Genomic DNA, 21,129 nt, shown 5'->3' on the forward strand with positions numbered 1-21,129 from the left:
AGGATCACCTCGTACCGCGACGGGGGAACAACTACAGCGGTGCGGTGACGCACGGCCCGGCTCCCCTCACTCGTCAGAACGCGCGCCGTGATGTTCCGCAGGTGCGGTGAGCGCGCGATGTGAGGTGAGTGTAGGGAGCGCCAACCGGTCGGCGCACCGGAATTTCGCTCCTCGCGCCGCGCCCGGTCGCGGAGTTGAGAGCTCCGACGGGTCCCCAGGAAGCCCTCGTTGCCCGGCACCTGCACCGGTGCTGTCACGTTGGCTCTGCCTCAATGCGCCGTGCCGCAGGCAGCCTGGACCCGGTCGCAAGTGGCATCTGGACGAGCACGGTGCCACGGGTGCTTGTCACGGACAAGCTCCGTTCCTGCGGCGCGTCAGCGCAGTGCGGCCTCGCCCGCGTGGATGGCACGCATGGCGCGCTCGACGGTCTCCTGGTTTTCGCCGACCGGAGCCACGTAGCCGATGATGTCGCGCGCGGCGTCCTCCCCGAGCATCCGGGTGATCACCCACGTGGCGAGATACTGGGATGCCAGGCAGCCGCCCGCGGTAGCGATGTTCCCCTCGGCGTGGAACGGCGCGTCCAACACGGTGACGTCGCAGGCTTCGACAAAGGGCCGGCTCTTCATGTCCGTGCAAGCCGGCATGCCATGCAGCAGCCCGAGCCGGGCGAGCACCAGTGCGCCGGAGCACTGTGAACCGATCAGCTGTCGTGATGGGTCGAGGCGCAGCCTGGAGATCAGCCGGTCGTCGGCAACCACGTCGCGCGCCTTCACCCCACTGCCGATCAGCACGACGTCGGCCTCGGTCACGAACTCCATCGGGCGCTGCCCGGTCACCTCAACGCCGTTCATCGACGTGACGACCGGCGTCGGCGTCGTGATGAAGGCTTCCAAGCCGTCCTTACGGCACCGGTTGATCAGCGCGGACGCGATGAAGCTGTCGAGCTCGTTGAACCCGTCAAAGGTGACCACGGCTACCTGCATCACAACTCCTTCACGTACGGCATCAGATCTGCAGTCTGCCTGGCGCGCGGTTCCGGGGCGAGAGCCAAAGTGTGGTTGGTGGCATGCCTACCGGCGCCCCGCGTTTCGAACTGTGCGCCTGAATTTCGAACTACGGCTCTTGATGCCACGATCAGGATCGAGGTCGTTCATTATAACGGAAGAAATCCGCGAAATAGCGGGCGACGTCGCGCTCGGGAACTCACCGGTGGAGCGGTGAAATCCCGCCCCACAAAGCGCCGCACGTGGCACCAATGGCCACTTCCGGAGTGTCGGCAAACCAACGTCCGCCGATACTCGGACCGTGATCACGAATCCGCAGGTGTCGCCGCCCCTCCACGTCCCAACCCATGCCCTGACATCTCTGGTGGCGGACTCCCGTCACCCTTCGGCCAATGGCCAAAAACAGACAGTTCGACAGCTTCGCCCATAGCGTGACGTGCGCCACTCAACTCACCTCGGGGTCGGGACTACGGGTAACTGGGCAACCGGACGATCGCCCGGTTCTTCCCCTCGCGAGAGGAAGATCCACGCGCTCAGAGTCACAGCGGAACAACAGCATCCGTTTTCTCGCGAAAATCCACGTAGACAGCAAGAGAGACGATCTGATTGGCTCTCACCGCTGTTATTCGCTTCGCCCATCTGCGTTTCTAGAGTTTCTTGGGCGGCTAGTTCAATGATTTCCAGAGGGGGATCTCATGACCGTACGAAGCCAACATGCAGCGAAAATCGCGTTTTCAGCGGCGGCAGCCACCCTGGGCATACTCGGCCTGACCGCTCCGCAGGTCGCGGCAGCCGACCGGCCGGTTCCCAGCGTTTCGACCAAGGCCGACGACAACGCCAGGTCGTTTGCAGCGGAGAATCCCACCGCAGTCGTAGCGGCTGCGACTGTCTGCGGTACGGGGTACAACCTCTACAGAGCCGAGCAGTTGCCCGACGCCTCACGCCTGGGGACCCTCTTCGTCTACGTCAAGGGATCCAACCCCGCGAGCAATGACGCTCCTACGTGTGCCATCTTCGACAACAACACGAGTGGCGCGAAATGGATGAAGCTCAAGCTCTGTTCGAACTACACGGCAGAGGGCTGTGCGAGTGACGAGGGCAACTTCAGCGAGTACGCAGGACCTGTCTACCGCACCCACGGCGGTTGCGGCACGGTCACCGCTCTGATGAAGAACACCTCAAGCTCAAGCACCTACCTCGTCAACGCTGTTCGAGACTCGACGAACTGCAACTAGGCAGCACTGCAGGAGCCGCAAGCCCGGGATTCCATGCTGTCTCACGGCATGGAATCCCGGTCGCGCTACTCGACCAGAACACCACCCTCCTCTCCGGGGAATGCGACAGGTAACTGATGCGGGAACTGAGTATCCGTACTCAGGCCCCCGGCCATCGATTGGGAAAAGCTGCGGGCATGGACACCCCACTCGCAGAGCCACGCCCCGTCATACCCCGTGTGATAGGCGCTGCTGCCACGGGTACGGTTCTGGCCACCGGCGCCGGACACTACCTCTCGTGGGTCGAACATCGCAGCAACCAGGCATGCGAGACGACCGACGGCCTCTGCTTCACCTGGTGGGACCTGACAGCCATCCCCCTCATCATCACGATCGCCTTGGTCGTCCTGGTCGTCGTCTACAAGCAGCTGGGCATCAGGCCACGGCTCGCCGTCATCCCCCCAACGATCCTGCTGGCGCCGTTTCCTTTCGTGGCCGCACAGACGACCGCGGGCTGGTGGGCTGTCACCATCACAGGCAGAGCATGGTCATGCGCCTTCGCGCTCGCCGCGTGGAGCCGCTACCGGATCCTGGGAATCACTGCCGCAGGTACGCTGCTGCTCGCCTCCCTCGTCGTTCTCTACCGCTGAAGACGCGCTGGTCGCAATGGCCCCGACGGTGGCTTTGAAGCGGACGGCGAGCTTGTCGAACCGGGGTGCCGGCGTCGGCTTCCGCCCGGCGGGCTACACTGCGCGGCCATGAATACCGGGACGGCATTGCGCCACACACAGATTGGTGACCCGGTGCTCTTCTGAGCGCCGTACGGGCCGGTGCGGGCCCGCTGTTCGATCGAGGATCTTGCGTTGCTGCGCGGGCTCCTCCTCCGTCGTGTTGATCACAGGCTCGACACATCAACCACGACAGGAGAGTTCATGCCCACCAAGACGCTGCGGATTCCCACCACGGACGGCCAGGCCGACGCCTTCGCGGCCTTCCCCGACCACGGCGAGCCGCACCCCGGGGTGCTGATGTACGCGGACGGCTTCGGCATCCGGCCTGTGCTGCGGGAGATGGCCCGCGAACTAGCCGAGCACGGGTACTACGTACTCGTCCCCAACCTCTTCTACCGGCACGGCCCGGCACCGCTGATCGAACTTCCCGAGCACATCGGAGCAGAGGCCCGGCCCGCGCTCATGGCCCAGCTGATGCCGTTGATCGCGGCGCACACCGCCGAACGCGTACGGCGTGACGCCGACGCCTACCTCGGGTTCCTCACCACCCAGCCCGAGGTCGCCGCCGGACCGGTCGCGGTGACCGGCTACTGCATAGGCGGACTCCTGGCGATGCGCACCGCCGCGGCCCACCCCGGTCAGGTGGCCGCCGTCGCCGCATTCCACGGTCCCGTGGGCGCGGACGGGCCCGACACCCTCGCCGAGATCACCGCCCAGGTCCACTTCGGCCACGCCGAGAGCGACCTGACGCCCGAGGCCCTGAGCGAGCTCAACCGGGCCCTGGACGCCGCGAAGGTCGACTACACCTCCGAGATCTACCCCGGCACCGTCCACGGGTTCACCATGTCCGACACCGACGCCTTCGACCCCGCCGGACTGCAGCGCCACTGGGACCGCCTGCTCCCCCTCCTCGACCGCACACTGACCAACAGCTGAGGCTCCGGCTCGGAAACCAAACCTGAAGTACACGGCCGCGACCAGCGGACGGCTCGTCGGCGCCGGGGCGTCCTGGTCCGACCCCGGCGTGGCGAACTGACACGTCTCGGTAGGATCTCTTGGTCATGGACGTGATCGCGGGAAACGAGATGGTCGCCATCCCGCCTGGGCAGGTAACGCTGTCGGACCGGCGGACGCAGCGCAGTTGGTCGGTCGAGCTTGCGCCCTACCAGCTCGCGGCATTTCCGGTCACCCAGGCGTTGTACGCACAGATCACCGGCCGGCGGCCGAGTACCGCCCACGGGGACCAGTTGCCCGTCGAGAGCGTTTCCTGGTGGGACGCGGCACAGTTCTGCAACTCCCTGTCCCTGCACGACGGGTTCACGCCCGCCTACCACCTCCCTGCCGACAGCGAAGGCATCGAGTGGGACGCATCCGCCGACGGGTACCGGCTGCCGACCGAAGCCGAGTGGGAGCACGCCTGCCGTGCCGGTACGACCGGGCCGCGGTACGCGCCGCTCGACGAGATCGCCTGGTACCGCGGCAACTCGCACGAGCGCGTCCACGCCGTGGGCGGCAAACACCCCAACCCGTGGGGTCTTTACGACATGCTCGGCAACATCTGGGACTGGTGCTGGGACGTCTACGACGCCGAGGTCTACGGCACCTACCGGGTGCTCCGCGGCGGTGGCTGGTTCGATGAGCACTGGAGTTGCCGGGCCTCCGCTCGGCGCCGCAGCCACCCGACATTCCAGGTCGACGACGTAGGGTTCCGCATCGCGCGCTCCAACGTGTGACGCCCGGTTTCCGCGCGTCGTCGAACGTGACGTCCGCCACCGCCGACGGACGGCGCACCTCTTTCCCGCACAGGGGACAACCACGCCGCTTCGTCGGCTGTCTCAGCCAATCCAGTCCACCCGGGTCACAAGCGTCTGCGGCGACTGGCGGCATCCGACCCGTTGTGCGAAGCGGCATTTTATGACCTCTTCCAGTGGCCGATACGGTCGGATTCATGGAGTGGAATTTTCAGACGGCCGAGACACTCGCGGCTGCCTTACGTGCCGGTGAAGTGACCTCGGCGGAACTGACCGACGCGGCGATCGCCCGTATCAAACGGGACGACAAGGCGATCAACGCGATCTGTGTACCGGACTTCGACCGTGCACGGGCCGCCGCGCGCGGCGCCGACCAGGCGCGCGCCCGCGGCGAGGACCGGCCGCTGCTCGGTATTCCGGTGACGGTCAAAGAGTCCTACAACATGGCTGGGCTGCCCACGACTTGGGGCATGCCGCAACACCGGGACTATGTGCCGGCCGAGGACGCGGTACAGGTGTCGCGGCTCAAGGCCGCGGGCGCGGTGGTACTGGGTAAGACCAATGTGCCCTTGGGGCTGCAAGATATCCAGAGCTTCAACGAGATCTACGGCACCACCAACAATCCGTGGGATCACGATCGCACGCCGGGCGGATCCTCCGGCGGATCAGCGGCGGCCCTGGCGTCCGGATTCTGCGCGCTGTCCATCGGCTCCGACCTCGCCGGTTCGCTGCGCACCCCCGCGCATTTCTGTGGCATCTATGCGCACAAGCCGACACTCGGACTGGCGGCAACCCGCGGCATGGTCGCGCCGCCGGCACCGCCATTGCCGGTCGACCTCGACCTCGCCGTCGTCGGTCCGATGGCGCGCACTGCCCGCGACCTCACGCTCCTGCTCGACGTCATGGCCGGACCGGACCCGCTGACGCTCGGCAAGGCGCACGACTTGACGCTGCCGCCCGCGCGCCACGAGCGGCTCGGCGACTTCCGGGTCCTGGTCCTCGAGGAGCATCCGCTCATTCCGACCGGGTCCGCTGTGCGGGCGGGCGTGAACCGGGTGGCCGACGCGCTCGTCGACGGCGGCGCCCGCGTCGAGCGGCACAGTCCGCTGCTGCCCGACCTGACCGAAGCCGCCATGCTTTACACGCAGTTGCTGTTTTCGGGCTCTGTCGCACGTTTTCCCGTCGACGCCTACGAGCAGCTGCGGACCCGCGCCGCCGGACTGAGCGCAGACGACCAGAGCCTCGACGCGGCGCGGCTGCGCGGGATGGTGTTCAGCCACCGCGACTGGATCGAGGCCAACAACCACCGCAAGCTCCACCGTCACGGCTGGCGGCAGCTCTTTGCCGAGTTCGATGCCGTGGTGTGTCCGATCACGCCGACTCCCGCGTTCCCGCACGACCACAACCCCAATCCGCTGGAACGCCGGATCGACATCGACGGCGTCGAGTACCCGTACTTCGACCAGCTCGTCTGGGCCGGTCTGCCCACCATGCCCGGCCTGCCCGCCACCGCCATACCCGCGGGCCGGTCCCCCGAGGGTCTGCCGGTGGGAGTGCAGCTCATCGGTCCGATGTTCGAGGACCGCACCCCGCTGCGGCTGGCCGAACTGCTCGAGCAGAAGATCGGCGGCTTCCAGACACCGAAGTAGGGCGTACTCCCGGGTGTCCGTCGAGGAAGAGGCGCGGATCACGACGGGATCCTCCGAGTGCGCACAGTCGCTGCCCGGCACGCGAATGTCACCCGCCTCCCACCACACGACAGGAGGTCGTCGCCGAGCAGCGTGACGTCCGGCGGCGACGGTCTGCCAGGCGCCGCGCTGCGCCTCGGTGGGCGCGGCGAACGCGCATGCGAACCACGCCCTGGTCGCTGACGAGAACGGGCGCCAGCGCGTCGTCGCTCACCACGCCCCCGTCCTCGCCCGTCCCAACGACCGTTTCCGGCCCGCTGATCAGCCGGTTCACCGGCGGAGCCGGGGCGCGAGCACCGTGCGCACGACCTTGGCCGCGTTGCTCGCGACGGATCCGTCCTCGTCTTCGGGTTCCGGTTCCGGCATGCGCTGGATCTGCAGCAGCGTCTGGTTGGCCGACCGCCAGAGCAGGACGAACACTCCGGCGACCGGCCCGACGCCCTGGACCGGGCCACCGGACAGCTCGGTGACCTTCTTGGCGACCGTGACCGTTGTCGGGTCCCGCAGGATCAGGTGCACCTCGTCGTCGACCAGCCGGATTTCCATCTTGCGCGCGGCGGCCTCCTCCGGGTTCCCGTCGGTGGTCGTCTCCGGATCCAGTTCGTCGATCTTGACAGCGACCGCATCCGGGTCGACCCCCAGTTCGCGCAGCGCCCTGGCCGTGCCGGGCTTGACCAACGCGGCGATATCGACCTGCGCCGTCCCCTTGTCGGGCTCGCGTGCTGGCAGAATGAGCTGGAGCTGTTCGAGCAGCCGTTCTAGACACCTTGGGTCACGCCGACCACGGCGGAAGCCGAGACCGGCGTTTCCCGCTCGGCCCTGCGGTCCTGGTACCGCAACGGCGAGATCCAGTCCCGGCTGGTGGACGGCCCGAACGGGCCGCAGCGCCTGGTCCAGCTGGACGCGGTGATCGCCGGCACCATCGCGGTCCGTGTCGAACCGTCGCGGCTCACCTCGCGACGGCGCGGCGGTCACCGGAATCGGGGGCGCCGGATGGCGGGAACTCGTCGCACTCTGTCATTTCGGCCACTGCCGGGGCCACGATCATCCCCTTAGCGTCTCGCTCATGCTCTTCGTCGCACCCGTACTCATCGGTGTTCTCTACGCGTTCCTCATGTCCCTGCTCCGGGAGCCCACGCGGCGGCGGTTCAACGCCATCATGGTCGCCGGGGCCGGAGCCGCCTATCTGAGCAGTGGCAGCTTCGGTGCCTGGGAATTCGTCTTCACCGCCGCGGTCACCTACTGCGCCTACCGCGGCCTCGACTCGTACGTCTGGATCGGCATCGCCTGGCTGCTGCACACCGTCTGGGACGCTCTGCACTACCTGCGGGGAGCCCCGATCATCCCCTTCGCCACGCACTCGTCGCTCGGCTGCGCGATCTGCGACCCGGTGATCGCCCTCTGGTGCCTGCGCGGCGGACCCTCGCTCCCCACCCTGATCGGCTCCTGGTTCTCCCCGCGCCCCGCCTCCACCTCCGACGCGTCACGCACCTAGGACCTGTTCCCTCCTCGACCGATCTCCCTCTTTTCCGTGGGGGACTCCGTGATGCGCCCGGCACCCGGAAGGAGGAGCGTGGTGGGGTAGGGAGGAGTGCTATGGGCACGGCCGACCAGCGGGACCGAGGCCGGGAGGACCGAGGCTGGCTGCGCGGAGCACCGCCACCGCCCTGGGTGCGGGTGCTGCCCCCGGCTCTCCTGGTGGCGGTCTGCGTCGCCGAACTCGTGAGTCCGCACCCCTTGGACATCGGCTTCCTGCTGGGCGCCATCCCGTCGCTGGCCGTGCTCTCCTACGGGCCGGTGGCGACGGCCGTCTTCGGCGCCGTCATCATCGTGCTCCTGTATGTACCGCCGCTCCAGCTCAACCATCCCGGTAACACCGACCTGCTGACCATCACGTTCGTCGCGATCCTGAGCGTCGTCGTGTCCCTGGTGCGCAGCCGGCGCGACGCCCACCTGGTCACGGTGCGTACCGTCGCGGAGGCCGCCCAGCTCGCCGTGCTGCCGCCGCTTCCCGAACGCGTCGGCCCGGTGCACTGCGCGGCGCTCTACCGGGCGGCGCAGCGCGAGACGCTGGTGGGCGGCGACTTCTTCGACGTACGCGCCGGCCCGTACGGCGTACGAACGGTGATGGGGGATGTGCAGGGGCACGGACTGTCGGCCGTCTCGACCGTCGCCTCGCTCCTCGGGGCCTTCCGCGAGACCGTGCTCGACGAGCGCGACCTGAAGTCGGCCGCGGCCCGCCTCGATCGCCGACTCGTCGTGGACTCGGCCCAGACCGCACACGCGGAGCTGTTCGCGACCGCCCTGCTGCTCGAGTTCTCGGCCGACGCGGACGCGGTGCGCCTGACCTCCTGCGGACACCCGCATCCGTTTCTGCTGCGCGACGCGAAGGCCGTCGAGCTCGTTCTCGAACCGGGAGCCCCCCTCGGCCTCGGGTTCTTCGAGATCTCCCCGCCGCAGATCTGCACCGTCCAACTGGAGCGCGGCGACCGGCTGTTCCTGGGGTCCGACGGAATAACCGAGAGCCGGGACGGGACGGGCGCCTTCTATCCCCTGGCCGAGCGCCTGACCACGTTGGCCCAGGAGGGACCGGCCGACCTCACCGACCGCGTCTGGGAGGACCTCCTACGGTTCTGCACCGCGGTGCGTGACGACGTCACGATGCTGGTGCTCACACCTGATGTCCAGGGTGAGCGGGGTGAGGACAGCTAGGGCACGGCGAGGGCCTGTTTTTTGGACCAGGGCGCTCAAGGAAAACCGCGCCGGGCCCCGCGACCCAGGCCTGGTCCGAAAGACAGGCGCTCGCCCGCCCGGACCGCGCGGGGCGGGCCGGGCCGGCGAGGCCGGAAGGCGGAGCGGTCAGGGGGTGAGCTGCCACTGCTGGATGTAGCCGACGTCGATCGCGGCGGTGTCCTGGACCCTCAGTTTCCAGGTGCCGGTCACGGGTTGCGCGGAGGCGTCGACGGTGAAGGTCTGGTCGACGTTGTCGGCGCTGCCGCCACTGTGGTTCAGCAGCGGGTAGACGGTGCCGTCGGGGCCGACCAGAGAGACCGTCAGGTCACCGCGGTAGGTGTGGATGATCTTGACGTAGACCTGGGTGGTGGCCGAGGCGTTGCCGGACTGGCCGGTGATGGTGATCGGCGACTCGACCGCGGCTCCGGCATCGGGGATGTCCACCCTCGTGCTGTTGGCGAAGATGTTCGCCACCCGCCAGGTGAAGCTCACCGAGACCGACGCTCCCGTACTGTCGGTGACCGTCAGGGTCACGTCGCTGCTTCCGGTGGTGGTCGGAACCCCGGAGATCAGGCCGGTGTCGCTGATCGTCAGACCGTCCGGCAGGCCGGTGGCTGCGTAGGTCAGGCCGGCGCCGGAGTTGGTGGTGTAGGCGCTGGTCTGCAGGGAGACCTGCTGGCCGACGCCACTGGTCTGGTCGTCGATCGGGGCCACGTTGACGCCCAGCGCGATCCGGTCGCCGACGTGGATCCCGGCCCAGGCGGCGGCGACGGCGAGGTAGGTGTCGCTGTACGCGCCGAAGAGGTCGGCCGCGGCCTGGAGGGTCGCGGTGCGAGCCCCGGCGTAGTTGGTGCTGGAAGTCATGTAGGTGGTCAGAGCCCGGTACCAGACCCGCTGGGCGTTCTCGATGCCGATGCCGGTCACCGGTACACCGTCGTAGGTCGGGCTGTCGTAGGAGACCCCGTTGACGGTCTTGGCGCCGCTGCCCTCGGAGAGCAGGTAGAAGAAGTGGTTGGCCGGTCCGGAGGAGTAGTGGACGTCGAGGCCGCCCAGTGAGGAGTCCCAGTTGTCGCGGGACGCCCCGTCCTTGGAGGGCTTGTCCATGTAGCGCAGCGGGGTGCCGTTGCCGTTGATGTCGATCTTCTCGCCGACCAGGTAGTCGGGGACGTCGGCGGACAGGTTGGCGTGGAACTCCACCGCGGCGGCGAAGATGTCCGAGGTCGCCTCGTTGAGGCCACCGGACTCGCCCGAGTAGGTGAGACCCGCGGTGGCGGCGGTCACGCCGTGGCTCATCTCGTGTGCGGCGACGTCCAGGGCGGTCAGCGGGTGCGCGTTGCTCGCACCGTCCCCGTACGTCATGCAGAAGCAGCTGTCGGACCAGAAGGCGTTGACGTAGCTGTTGCCGTAGTGGGCGCGGCTGTAGGCGGCCACGCCGTCGTTGCGGATGCCGTTGCGGCCGAAGACGTCCTTGTAGTAGTCCCAGGTGGCCGCGGCGCCGAAGGCGACGTCCACGCCGGCCGTCTGCCGGTTGCTCTGGGTACCGTCGCCCCAGACATCGTTGTCATCCGTGAAGAGGGTGCCCGTGCCCGAGGTGCCCTGGTTCAGGTCGTAGGTGCGGTGACCCGCGCGGTCGCCGTCCACGAGCTGGTACGTGGAGCCGGACGGCGTGGTGCTGAGCGGAACCGATCCGGCGTACTGGCCCGTGCCCGTGCCGGTGCGCACCGCCTGGAAGTCGAAGAGGGCCTTGCCCGAGGTGGCGTCGGTGATGACGTGGAGCTCGCTCGGCGTGCCGTCGTCCTGGGTGCCGCCGACCACCGACTCCCAGGCCAGTACCGGTTCGGCTCCGGCGGCCCAGACGACGAGCCGGGGAGCGCCGTCGACCGCGGGACGCGTGGCGTCGGCCTTCTTCGCGACCGCGAGTGCCTTGTGGGCGGCGGTCGAGGAGGTGACGCGGGCGGTGGTGGTCGCCACCTTGAGGTCGGCCTTGCTCGCCTCGGACACGGTGGAGAGACCGTTCTTGGCGTGTACGACGAGGTCGCCGCCGAGGACCGGCAGACCGGCGTAGGTGCGCTCGTAGCGGGTGTGCGTGGTGCCGTCGGCGTCTTTCGCGACGTCCTTGACGATCAGCTTCTCCTTGGAGCCGAGGTCGAGGATCTTCGCGGTGTCGCCGACCGCGGCGGTCGCGCTCTTGAGCAGCGCGGCGTGCGCGGCGGGAGACAGCTTCGCCGGGGCGGCGCCGGCCCGGGGAGTGGCGACGATCTTCGCGTGGCCGCGGTCGAGGGGAGCGGCGGACGCGACGCCGGTGTGGAAACCGGCGGCGAGCAGCGTGCCGGCGGCGGTGAGCGCCAACGCCGCGGTGTATCTGCGTCGGTGCGAGGGGCGGTGGGGCGGGAGCAAGGGCTTCTCCTTCTGGCGACGATCGGCCCGTGGTCGAGGCCGAGAGAGCGGGCCGACAGGGTGTGGCCGGCTGGCGACGCGCTGAGCAGGGAAGGGCGCTGCACGAGGTGACCCACGAGGGGTGTGACGGAACTCGGCGGCGCGCGACAGGTGGGGGGCGTGAAGGAACGGTGAACGTTCAAGAGCAGACTGACATCGCATGCACAGTCTTGTCATGGAGATGACAAAGTAACGGCTGAAATTGGCTATTGATTGCTGGATGTTCACCCCGACTCAGGGCGCTTTTCGGCCGGGGCCGGACGGTCAGGGGAGCACGGGTGACACGGGTGACGAACGGCGCGAAGGTCCGGCGGGTGGGTCGATCAGGCGGCGCGGGCCGGTCGGCATCCCAGCGGAAGAGCCACATCGTCCGTGACCACGTCGCAGGCGGACAGAGCACGTTCGGCGGGGCCACGCGTCAGAGTGCCCTCTCGCAAGAACGCTGTGCCCTCCTCCGAACGTGCCCGATCGGCCGGCGTCCAGGCCTGGAATACGCCCGTACGGTGGTCAGTTGTACCCGGGCGTGCAACGTGATCCGGAACCACCCGCCGGCCTCCATCCTCTCTTGGCGGGACGGTTCAGCCCTTACAAGTTCGACCCGTCGGCCGCCGTCGACGACCACTCCCTCGACTTGCTGCTGGAAGCCGCACGGTGGGCACCGTCCGCGGGGAACTCCCAGCCATGGGGGTTCTTCACGAGCCGGCCCGGTGAGCGGGAGCACGAAAGGGTGGTGCGCCATCTCGCGCCCAGCTCGGCCCGGTGGGCGACGGACGCAGGCCTCCTCGTCGTCACGCTGGCGCGCCGCTACGTCGGCGACACGCGGCTGCTCTACTCCGAGTTCGCGGACTACGACCTCGGGCAGGCCGTCGCCCACCTGACCGTCCAGGGCCAGGCGATGGGACTGGACGCCCACCAGTTCAGGGCCTTCGACCTGGAAGGCCTCACCGAAGAACTGTGCCCGGACCCGGGATGGGTGATCGTCTCCATGATCGCGCTCGGAAAGGCCGCCGAAGGGCCGGCGGCGAGCCGCGACCGACGCAGCGTCGCCGACCTGCGTTCCGCCCCCTGGTCGCTGTCGGAGTAGCACTGTGACCGGGCGGTTCGCCGGGTCGGCGGTGATGCTCATGACCGACCTGCTCTCTCGACACCCTGCGTCCCGTCATCGGACATGACCCGAGCACGGGTTGCCACCCCTTTGCCGGCTGGTTCATCGCTTCCATGGGTACAGTGGGCGGGGGCCCCGGGCGCGCCAGGACACGGACCGGCCCGGTACGGGAAGCCAGGCCTGACCATGAATCAGCGGAATCGGCGGGACCAGGGTGCGCGCCGTCGACCGGTGCGGTTCGCTACGTTCAATGTGCTGCACGGCCGACCGCTGCCGAACGGCACGCCCTTCTCCCCCGCCCCGAACCCGGCCGACGATCCGCTCGCCCGAGCTGTCCTGTCCCTGGGCGCCGATGTGCTGGCGTTGCAGGAACTGGACCGCCTCCAGGAGCGCTCGGGCGGGATCGACCAGGCGTCGGTCGCCGTCGACGCGGCAGGACTGAAGCACTGGCGCTACGCGAGCGCGTTCCACGCCCGTTCCACACCGCAGCGGGGATGGGTCCTCGATCCGGCCGAGCCGGGGTTGCGGGTGTACGGCCCACGGGACGCGAGTTCGGCCACGGATGTCCCCTCGCACGGAATCGCTTTACTCTCCCGGTTTCCGGTACGGGAGTGGCGGGCCCGGCGGTTGGCCCCGGCACCCCTCGCTATGCCCCTGAGAATGGCCGGGCGACCCGGGCTCACCATGGTTCGGGACCAGCCGCGCGCCGCGCTGGCCGCCGTACTGGAGGGCCCGGGTGGTCCGTTCACTGCGGTGGCGGTGCATCTGTCGTTCGTACCGGGATGGAACATCCGGCAGCTCCTCGCGGTCCGCGGCTGGATCGCCGACCTGCCCTCACCTCATGTCCTGCTGGGCGACTTCAACCTGGTCGGCGTCCTGCCCAGGGCCGTACTCAACGCGCCCCGCAAGGCCCACACCGCACCGTCGCCCCGCGGTTGGCGGGATCTGGCCCGCATCCCGACCTATCCCGCGCACCGTCCGGTCGTGCAGTTCGACCATGTGCTCGCGACCGGCGTCGGCGTGAGCGCGGCGAGCGGAGCGCGCGCACCGGTGACGGGGATCTCGGACCATCGCCCGCTCGTGCTGGAACTGTCCCTTTGAACCTCGTCCGTTCTACTCCTGCGTGGTCGCGTCCAGGAGGCGGACGGCTTCTTCCGTGTCGCCGAGGTGCTCGGCCAGCGCTGCCCGGGCTCGGAGCGCGGCCGCGCGCTGGCCGCCGACGCCCAGGCGGTCCGCCTCACGCTCGGCCTGCGTGGCTGGGATCACGGGCCTCAACGGCCCGTCCGTATCAGGCCCGTCAGGTAGCGCCAGAGCGACGAGCGGCGCTGGACGGCCTGGTCCGTCACCACCGTCCCGGGTGTGTCGGGTGTGTCAGGTGTGTCTGATTCCGGCTCCGCGGCCCGTTCCTGCTCTTCCGGCGCCAACAGGGCGACCGGCGAGGCGAGTTCGTACCGTACGGGCAGCGATCGCAGTCCGCGCATGAACGGGGAGGAGCGCCAGGGCAGTTGGTCCACCGGGAGGGCGAGTTCCAGGTGGGAGAAGCGCTCGAACAGCCGGCTCACACCCGTCGCCGCGACCGTCGACGCCAGCTCGCGCGCCGGGCACTGGCGCCGGCCCGCGCCCCACGCGAGATGCGCCCGGGTGCTGATCGTCGTGTTGGCCACCACGTGGTCGGCGAAGACGGGATCGGCGTGCGCGGCGGCGGAGGACACCCACACCGGATCGCCTTCGCGGATGGTGTAGTTGCCGAGGGGAGTGTCCTTCGCCGCGAACCTCGGTACGAAGTTCACCAGCGGCGGCTTGCGCATGACGACCCGGTTCATGGTCTCCCTGACCATCCCGGCGGACAGGCTGGCCCGCGCGCCGCCCTCCCCCGCGATGACCTCGACCACGGTGTTGGAGATCAGGATGCCGACGTGGTCGGACGTCATGCCGAGCAGCATGAACAACTCACGGGCAAGCGCGTCGAGGGAGAGGTCGGGGTGGGTGGCCAGCAGGTAGGAGGGGAAGTCGTCGCCCGGCCGTGTCCGCTTGGCCGCCGCCAGCTCCACCAGGGTCTCCAGCAGGCGTTCCAGGGCGGGTTCCGCGTCCGGCCCCGCGTCGAGCACCCGCCGCATGTCCATCAGCGCGTCGTCGCCCTGTGAGCCGGGGAAGCCGAGCAGATGGCTTGCCACCATCAGCGGCAGCGGTCGCGCGAACTGCGCCGACAGGTCGGCCACGCCCGTGCCGCCGCCCTGTCCCAACAGGGTGATCAGTTCGTCGGCGTGGGCCGTGACGGCCGTCTTCAGCCGCTTCGTCTGAGGATGGCGCGGGTCCTGGAAGGGTTTGAGCGCCGCGTCCCAGGCCGTACGCAGCGGCTGGTAGCCGGGACCGCCCTGGATCAGCACATGGTTCACCTCCAGGGAGGGGCCGAGCGGCCAGTCGGCGGGAACCCTGCCCTCCGACCGGGCCCGCCAGTTCTCCAGGCCCTTCGGCCACGCGTCGTCGTCCTGGAGGACCTGGAGCGACTCGCGGTACCCCAGGACCAACCACGCGGGGACGCCCAGCAGGTCGACCGGCGCGACCGGGCCGTGACGCTGCCTCAGCCGCTCGTACACGAGCGCGGGGCGCGTCTCGTAGTCCCGGGTCATCAGCGGCTGCGCGCTCATCGCCTCCAGCCGCGTGTCGTCCACGTCCATGGCTCCGCCGTCCCCCACGTGGGATTCCACCGTTCGCAGCCCTCCGACATTCCCCGCCCCGGCGCCGGTTCGTAGCCCCTCAGTGGCTACGAACCGGTGGCAGACCTTACCCCAGGCCGCGTGAACGGGCCGCTGCGGGGCGCCACTTGGTTCAGGCCGTGACCTGCGCTGGTTTGCCCGGGGTGCGCAGGACCGGATCGGTGCGCAGTCGCAGGAAGGCGAGTCCGAGGGCGACGGCCTGCAGCGCGGCGCACACCGCGATGACGTAGTCGAGGGCCCACGGTGAGGTGAGGGCGACCACGATGCCCGCGAGCGGGAAGGGCAGCAGCAGAAGCAGGATGGTCAGGGAGAGGGTGCTGCCGAAGACCGCGGCCGGGATGAGGAGTGAGCGCAGGGTGCGCAGGACGACGGTCAGGCCGCCGTCGCCCGCCATGAACAGCGCCATGAGGACGACGTACGCGGTGTACGTGGGCGCGTGGGCCAGGGCGAGACAGGCCGCGGACGCGACGGTGGAGCACACCACGCCGACTCCCCACAGGCCCAGCCGGTTGAGCGCGAAGCGGCAGACCGTGACCGTCAGGAGCGTGGAGGCCGCGGCCACCGACCAGAGGGTGCCGACGGCCGCGGGGGAGAGACCGAAGCGCTCGACGACGATGATCGGGCTGGCGGACTGGAGCAACCCGAGTGCGAGGTTGGAGACGGTCAGGCCGCCCACCAGCCAGCCGAGCGCGGGCAGTGAACGCAGCGTCCGCCAGCCCGTCCTGAGGCCCACTCCCCGCTGTGTGGTGCCGGGCTGGGAGCCGCGAAGGGGGGTCGGCGGGGTCTGCAGGCCGAGGGCCGCCGCCAGACACGACAGCACGCTCAGAACGGCGAGCATGTGGGCCGGCCCGGCCAGCAGCAGGACGCCGCCGAGCGCGGGTCCGGTGAGCGTCGCCGTCTGGTCGATGCCGATCAGGACAGCCTGAACCTTGTGTGCCTGGGTGTCCGCGCGGCGGCTGACGATCGCGCCCACTGCTTCGTTGGCGATGAAGCTGAACTGCGTCAGGGTGCCGGTCGCGGCGGCCAGTGCCATCACGACGAGTGTCTCCGCCGTGCCCCGCTCCAGCATCGTCAGCGCGACGCTCCCGCCCGCCACGAGCACCGCGCGCGCCGAGGAGGCGAGGAAGAACACGATGGCGGCCCCCCGCCGGTCGACGAGATCACCGGCCAGGCCGAAGGCCGCCACCCGCGGCAGCCACTCCAGCGCGAAGGCCAGGCCGGTCAGCGAGGCGGATTCGGTCGTGGCCAGCACCAGGAGCGGCATGGCGTACGTCGACATGGAGAAGGCGAGCGCGTCGAAGGCTCGCGGTGCGTAGACCCGGCGGAGCAGGCTGCCGGGAGGTACGGCGGCATGCCGACCGGCCGGTCGGCCCTCGTACAGTTGAATGGTCACGGAGTATGGGGGGGGGCTTTCACTCAGCTGTGATAGGGAACGCCCGGCGGGCTCAGACAGCCCTCAGGCAGGCAGGTGCACGACAGTCATCGAGCCTGGGAGCCGCCCCGCCGTCCACGGTGCGGCGTCCCGGCGGCGGTCGGCTCGACACCGCTGGAGCACCTACGGGGTTGTACGGGCCGCCTCGCCACCAGGACCGGTGCAGAGAGGACTGTTCGTCCACGCCATGGCGCGATGTCGGGTCACGCGAACTCCGCTCGGAATGAAGGCGAGTCGGGAAACGGGCATGCGGGATGAATCGACACGACCGAGACCGGGGAAGGGGCATCGACGCAAGCCTTGTTTAGGCATCAACATCTGTGCAGCCACAAGGTAGCCGATACTTCGGGATCACCCGAAAGGGTAATCGGCCAAAGTCACCGGCCTGCGGCTGAATATGACATCAGCAACTCGGGGGCCGTGCAAGAGGAGCGCCGGATCCCGGTCGACCGGATGCGGTGGCGCCCCGCCGAACCGGCGTCACGCCCGGTCGATCGCGGCGGCCGCGGGGGACGTATCGACGTGTCAGCATGGGCCGGTGACCGAACCGTTGTCCTCATCCGGTGTGCGGCTCATGGACGTTGGCCGCCTTCGTCTGGTCGAAACGCGGGCCCCATGGGTGTCGCCCGAGGAACGGCTTGCCATGGACCGCGCCTGGGAAGAGGCGGTGTCCGGGAATCCGTATCTCTTCGACGGGCCGATGGTTGCCTGCGTGGGGTGGGAACGGCAGGAGCGGGAGCTGGTCCTCTCGTGGGCGAGGGCGACGTACCGCTATCGGGCGCTTCGCGGGATCCGGGGCGTCAACGCGTGGACGCCAGGGTCCGTGTTCGTGACCGTCCTGCAGCCGACGGACGACGGGGAACTGGTCGTGGGCCGGGAGTCGGCAACCACGTCGGCTCCCGGCCGCTGGCAGTTGCCGGGCGGGGTGGCCGAGCCGCCGGAGGCGGGTGCCACCCTCGATCTGTCCGCGCTGGGGCGGCACGCCGCCCGAGAGCTGGCCGAGGAGACCGGAATCGACGTGGAGCCCGAGGACCTGACCCTGTGGGGCGTCACCCGGGGAAACACCGGGAACGTCGGTGTCCACTTCCTCGCGCCTCGCCTGCCGGTGGCCCTCGTACACGAGAGCCACGCGGCCCTGGTGGCCTCGTCCGCCGCGCAGGAGCCCGGCCCGGAGCTGGACCGGCTCACGAGCGTGCGCTCCGCGGCGCAGGTGACCGGGCTCGGCCGGTATGCGGATTACCTGCCGGACGTGGTGCGCCGGTATGTGAGGGCAGCGCGATGAGCTCTTCTGTGGCGAACCGGCAGAAGCGGACCCGAACGGTGAAATCGCACCCTCCGGTTTGCGGTGTCCACCTCCGGGCCACACGGTGAAGAAAGGCATGTCGCCGCACCGCACTCGTCGGCGGCCTCGAGAGGAAGCTCAGGGGCAAGATGAGGGAGACCCTCGGCAAAGCCCTGGGCGACAAATCCATGCAGAGGGCGGGCCGCGGCGAGCAGCTGCGCGGCAAGGCCCAGGCGATGACCGAAAGGGCCGCGGGCCAGATCCGCCATCGGACCAAGCACTGAGGATGACGGTCCGGGCGTCCCGGGTACGGTCGTCAGCGCCCTGGGGCACGGTCCTTAGCGCCGTGGGTGTACGGACCGTGCCGCTCGGTCCGCGCACGGCGATGAGCGGCGTTCCGGCCTCCCGGCCGGGGCCGCCCTCCCGGCCGGGGCCGCCGGGCGACCGTGCCGGGGACGTCACCTCCCGTTCGCGTCCGCCGGATCGGCGCGTGGCGGGCCTGCTCCGCCCTGCCACACGCCCCTCGAGTCGCATGGCTCAGGGAGCCCTACGCGTTCGTCAGCCGAAGCCGTAGATCGACCTCCTGGTCGCCGGAGGCGGATCCGGACACCTGGACGTCGAAGGCCGACGTGAGGGTCTCCCGCAGCCGGTCCACCGCCACGGGGCCGCCTTGGAGCTCCACGGTGACGGAGCCGTTCAGGGAGCTTTCCGGCGGGAGCGCCGCGTCGCGCGCGTCTCGCCCGACGAGGAAGGCTCCGGTCCAGGTGTCGGACGGGACGGTGCTGTCGTGCCGTGGCGTCTCGTCGCCGCTCTCCGGAGCGAAGCGCGTACCCAGGACGCGCAACACGGTGTCCGCGTCCGCGACGGAGCAGGTGTCCAGGACGACCTGCACCAGCTCCGGGGAAGAGGCCCGCCGATCGGTCGGGTCGACGGATGACGAAGTGTCGTGCGCGGTGCTGTTCATGATGTCCTCTCACGTCTCCTGGTCGTGCCCGGCACCGGCGGTGCGGGGCCGAACCGCGTGCGGATCGCGTTGTCGTCAGAGTTCGCACAGGGCGGGCAGCGGTGCCTTCTCGGCCCAGGCGATGAACGGAAGTTGCTGGTCGCCGCCCACCCGCACCAGGACGATCTCGGCGACGCCCGCCTCCACGAATGTGTCGACGTCGTCGCCGCGCGGGATGGCCTCGGCGGTGTCCTCCGGCGTGACGTACTGGGTAGCGCCGTCGAAACCCGAGGGGACCGGCAGTTCTGCGTTGACGGTTCGGCGCTGACGGGCCGGCCGCCGAGAGCACAGCGGAACTGTTCGTGCGCGCGGGCCACCGCGACAAGGTCACGGGGGCCGGTCTGCTCGGTCATCACCGCGTAGCCGATATGCGCCATATTCTTCGCATTACCCATACCCATGATCCGAAACATCCCACCGCTGGACGCCGTGCGCGTCGCGGCCGCGTGGACCGCGTCTCGACGGCGACCTGCGGGAACCTGATCAAGATTGGCCGCCTCGGCATCGAGAAGACCGGGCCGTCGGCCCGTACCCATGGTCACGGGGTCGCCCGCCCCTGACATGGCCGACATTCGAAGAACAGGCAGCCTCATGAACGCATCCGCTTCCATCGGCGTCACCGGCCTCGGAGTGATGGGCCGCAACCTGGCCCGTAACTTCGCCCGGAACGGTTACACCGTCGCCGTCCACAACCGCTCGGCCGGCCGCACCCGCGCGCTGGTAGAGGAGTTCGGCCACGAGGGCTCCTTCGTCCCGGCCGAGACGGCCGAGGAGTTCGTGGCCGCGCTCGCCCGGCCCCGCCGCCTCATGATCATGGTGCAGGCCGGTGCGGCCACCGACGCCGTCATCGACGAGTTCGCCCCGCTCCTGGAAAACGGCGACATGATCATCGACGGCGGCAACGCCCACTTCGCCGACACCCGCCGCCGTGAGGCCGCGCTGCGCGAACGCGGCCTGCACTTCGTCGGCGCGGGCATCTCCGGCGGCGAGGAGGGCGCGCTCAACGGGCCGAGCATCATGCCCGGCGGCTCGACGGAGTCGTACGCCGTGCTCGGCCCGATGTTCGAGAGCATCAGCGCCAAGGTCGACGGCGAACCCTGCGCCACCCACATCGGTACCGACGGCGCCGGACACTTCGTCAAGATGGTCCACAACGGCATCGAATACGCCGACATGCAGCTCATCGCCGAGGCCTACGACCTGCTGCGTCAGGTCGCCGGCTACAGCCCCGCCGAGATCGCCGACGTCTTCCGCAGCTGGAACGAGGGCCGCCTCGGCTCCTATCTGGTCGAGATCACCGCCGAGGTCCTCGCCCACACCGACCCGCAGACCGGCGGCGCGTTCGTCGACATCGTCGACGACGCCGCCGGGCAGAAGGGCACCGGCCGCTGGACCGTACAGACCGCCCTCGACCTGGCCTCCCCGGTCACCGCCATCGCCCAGGCCACCTTCGCCCGCGCCGCCTCCGGCCAGAGCGACCTGCGCGCCGCCTACCGAGGGCTGCCCGGCGGCACCACTCCCCCGCTCAGCCCCACCGAGGCCACACGCTTCACCGCCCAGGTCGAACACGCCCTGTACGCCTCGAAGGTCATCGCCTACGACCAGGGCTGGAAGATGATCCTGGACGCCGCCGCCGAGTACGGCTGGAAGATCGACCTCGGCGCGGTCGCCCGGATCTGGCGCGGTGGCTGCATCATCCGCGCCTCCTTCCTCGACCGTATCCGCGCCGCGTACGCCACCGACCCGGACCTCGTCAGCCTGCTCGCCGAGGACGGTTTCGCCCAGGAGATCAGCGACGCCCAGGTGCCCTGGCGGGAGATCGTCGCCTCCGCCGCCCGGCGCGGCATCCCCGTCCCCGCGTTCTCCGCCGCGCTCGCGCACTACGACACCCTGCGCGCCGACCGCCTGCCCGCCGCCCTCCTCCAGGGGCAGCGCGACTACTTCGGCGCCCACACCTACCGGCGCACCGACCGGGAGGGCTCCTTCCACACCCACTGGTCCCAGCCGGACCGCCCCGAAACCACCGCCTGACA

Annotated in this window: 18 protein-coding genes and 2 pseudogenes; 12 read left to right on the plus strand and 8 right to left on the minus strand. The window is 69.5% G+C overall.

Annotated features, from left to right (window positions below; all coding sequences use genetic code 11):
• Positions 1-374 precede the first annotated feature (374 nt).
• Positions 375-983: a DJ-1/PfpI family protein gene (locus tag OG819_RS36835; protein ID WP_266653437.1), complete on the minus strand. Its 609-nt coding sequence runs from the start codon at positions 981-983 to the stop codon at positions 375-377.
• A 716-nt stretch (positions 984-1,699) separates the two neighbouring features.
• Here OG819_RS36835 and OG819_RS36840 point away from each other — a divergent pair.
• From OG819_RS36840 to OG819_RS36860, 5 genes are all read left to right on the plus strand, one after another.
• Positions 1,700-2,239: a hypothetical protein gene (locus tag OG819_RS36840; protein ID WP_266633500.1), complete on the plus strand. Its 540-nt coding sequence runs from the start codon at positions 1,700-1,702 to the stop codon at positions 2,237-2,239.
• Between the two features lie 176 nt (positions 2,240-2,415).
• On the plus strand, positions 2,416-2,868 hold the full coding sequence (locus tag OG819_RS36845) for a hypothetical protein (RefSeq protein WP_266653438.1): 453 nt from the start codon (positions 2,416-2,418) through the stop codon (positions 2,866-2,868).
• 282 nt (positions 2,869-3,150) lie between these two features.
• On the plus strand, positions 3,151-3,885 hold the full coding sequence (locus OG819_RS36850) for a dienelactone hydrolase family protein (RefSeq protein ID WP_266653439.1): 735 nt from the start codon (positions 3,151-3,153) through the stop codon (positions 3,883-3,885).
• A gap of 125 nt (positions 3,886-4,010) precedes the next feature.
• Positions 4,011-4,682, plus strand: coding sequence for a formylglycine-generating enzyme family protein (locus OG819_RS36855; RefSeq protein WP_266653440.1), 672 nt, complete (start codon positions 4,011-4,013; stop codon positions 4,680-4,682).
• Positions 4,683-4,897: 215 nt separating this feature from the next.
• Positions 4,898-6,349, plus strand: coding sequence for an amidase (locus OG819_RS36860; RefSeq protein ID WP_266655450.1), 1,452 nt, complete (start codon positions 4,898-4,900; stop codon positions 6,347-6,349).
• A gap of 309 nt (positions 6,350-6,658) precedes the next feature.
• Here OG819_RS36860 and OG819_RS36865 read toward each other — a convergent pair whose 3' ends face one another.
• Entirely contained in the window at positions 6,659-7,363 is a 705-nt protein-coding gene (locus OG819_RS36865) for a hypothetical protein (protein WP_266653442.1), read from the minus strand.
• A gap of 91 nt (positions 7,364-7,454) precedes the next feature.
• Here OG819_RS36865 and OG819_RS36870 point away from each other — a divergent pair, with 91 nt between their 5' ends.
• Together OG819_RS36870 and OG819_RS36875 are read left to right on the plus strand one after the other, a co-directional pair.
• Positions 7,455-7,883 carry a DUF6010 family protein gene (locus OG819_RS36870; protein ID WP_266633488.1) on the plus strand — a complete coding sequence of 143 codons (429 nt, stop codon included), beginning with the start codon at positions 7,455-7,457 and terminating at the stop codon, positions 7,881-7,883.
• Positions 7,884-7,984: 101 nt separating this feature from the next.
• On the plus strand, positions 7,985-9,100 hold the full coding sequence (locus OG819_RS36875; protein WP_266653444.1) for a PP2C family protein-serine/threonine phosphatase: 1,116 nt from the start codon (positions 7,985-7,987) through the stop codon (positions 9,098-9,100).
• A 147-nt stretch (positions 9,101-9,247) separates the two neighbouring features.
• On the opposite strand, the gene OG819_RS36880 is transcribed toward OG819_RS36875, so the two are convergent.
• Positions 9,248-11,518: a M4 family metallopeptidase gene (locus tag OG819_RS36880; RefSeq protein ID WP_266653446.1), complete on the minus strand. Its 2,271-nt coding sequence runs from the start codon at positions 11,516-11,518 to the stop codon at positions 9,248-9,250.
• Positions 11,519-12,122: 604 nt separating this feature from the next.
• On the opposite strand from OG819_RS36880, the gene OG819_RS36885 reads away from it, so the two are divergent.
• On the plus strand, positions 12,123-12,641 hold the full coding sequence (locus OG819_RS36885) for a nitroreductase family protein (RefSeq protein ID WP_266633482.1): 519 nt from the start codon (positions 12,123-12,125) through the stop codon (positions 12,639-12,641).
• A 252-nt stretch (positions 12,642-12,893) separates the two neighbouring features.
• The gene (locus OG819_RS36890; protein ID WP_266653448.1) at positions 12,894-13,763 is read left to right on the plus strand and encodes an endonuclease/exonuclease/phosphatase family protein; all 870 of its coding nucleotides are present in this window, start codon (positions 12,894-12,896) and stop codon (positions 13,761-13,763) included.
• A gap of 12 nt (positions 13,764-13,775) precedes the next feature.
• Here the strand turns inward: OG819_RS36890 and OG819_RS36895 are convergent, their stop codons facing one another.
• From OG819_RS36895 to OG819_RS36905, 3 genes are all read right to left on the minus strand, one after another.
• A complete protein-coding gene (locus OG819_RS36895; RefSeq protein ID WP_266633478.1) occupies positions 13,776-13,928 on the minus strand; it encodes a hypothetical protein in 153 nt (50 codons plus the stop codon).
• Positions 13,929-13,933: 5 nt separating this feature from the next.
• Entirely contained in the window at positions 13,934-15,340 is a 1,407-nt protein-coding gene (locus OG819_RS36900; RefSeq protein WP_266655452.1) for a cytochrome P450, read from the minus strand.
• A 151-nt stretch (positions 15,341-15,491) separates the two neighbouring features.
• The gene (locus OG819_RS36905; RefSeq protein WP_266653450.1) at positions 15,492-16,772 is read right to left on the minus strand and encodes an MFS transporter; all 1,281 of its coding nucleotides are present in this window, start codon (positions 16,770-16,772) and stop codon (positions 15,492-15,494) included.
• A 682-nt stretch (positions 16,773-17,454) separates the two neighbouring features.
• Between OG819_RS36905 and OG819_RS36910 the strand changes: the two genes are divergently transcribed.
• The gene (locus tag OG819_RS36910) at positions 17,455-18,093 is read left to right on the plus strand and encodes an NUDIX hydrolase (RefSeq protein WP_266633474.1); all 639 of its coding nucleotides are present in this window, start codon (positions 17,455-17,457) and stop codon (positions 18,091-18,093) included.
• Between the two features lie 143 nt (positions 18,094-18,236).
• Positions 18,237-18,377, plus strand: a pseudogene (locus tag OG819_RS36915) (CsbD family protein); the annotation flags it as partial.
• Positions 18,378-18,640: 263 nt separating this feature from the next.
• On the opposite strand, the gene OG819_RS36920 reads toward OG819_RS36915, so the two are convergent.
• Both OG819_RS36920 and OG819_RS36925 read right to left on the minus strand, forming a co-directional pair.
• Entirely contained in the window at positions 18,641-19,057 is a 417-nt protein-coding gene (locus OG819_RS36920) for a hypothetical protein (RefSeq protein ID WP_266653452.1), read from the minus strand.
• Positions 19,058-19,132: 75 nt separating this feature from the next.
• Positions 19,133-19,416 (minus strand): annotated as a pseudogene (locus OG819_RS36925) (LLM class F420-dependent oxidoreductase); the annotation flags it as partial.
• Between the two features lie 271 nt (positions 19,417-19,687).
• Between OG819_RS36925 and gndA the strand changes: the two are divergent.
• Positions 19,688-21,127 (plus strand): NADP-dependent phosphogluconate dehydrogenase, encoded by a 1,440-nt coding sequence (gene gndA, locus OG819_RS36930; protein WP_266633470.1) that lies wholly within the window; start codon positions 19,688-19,690, stop codon positions 21,125-21,127.
• Positions 21,128-21,129: the final 2 nt, after the last annotated feature.

It is taken from the genome of Streptomyces sp. NBC_01549, assembly GCF_026339955.1.
Taxonomy (GTDB): Bacteria; Actinomycetota; Actinomycetes; order Streptomycetales; family Streptomycetaceae; genus Streptomyces.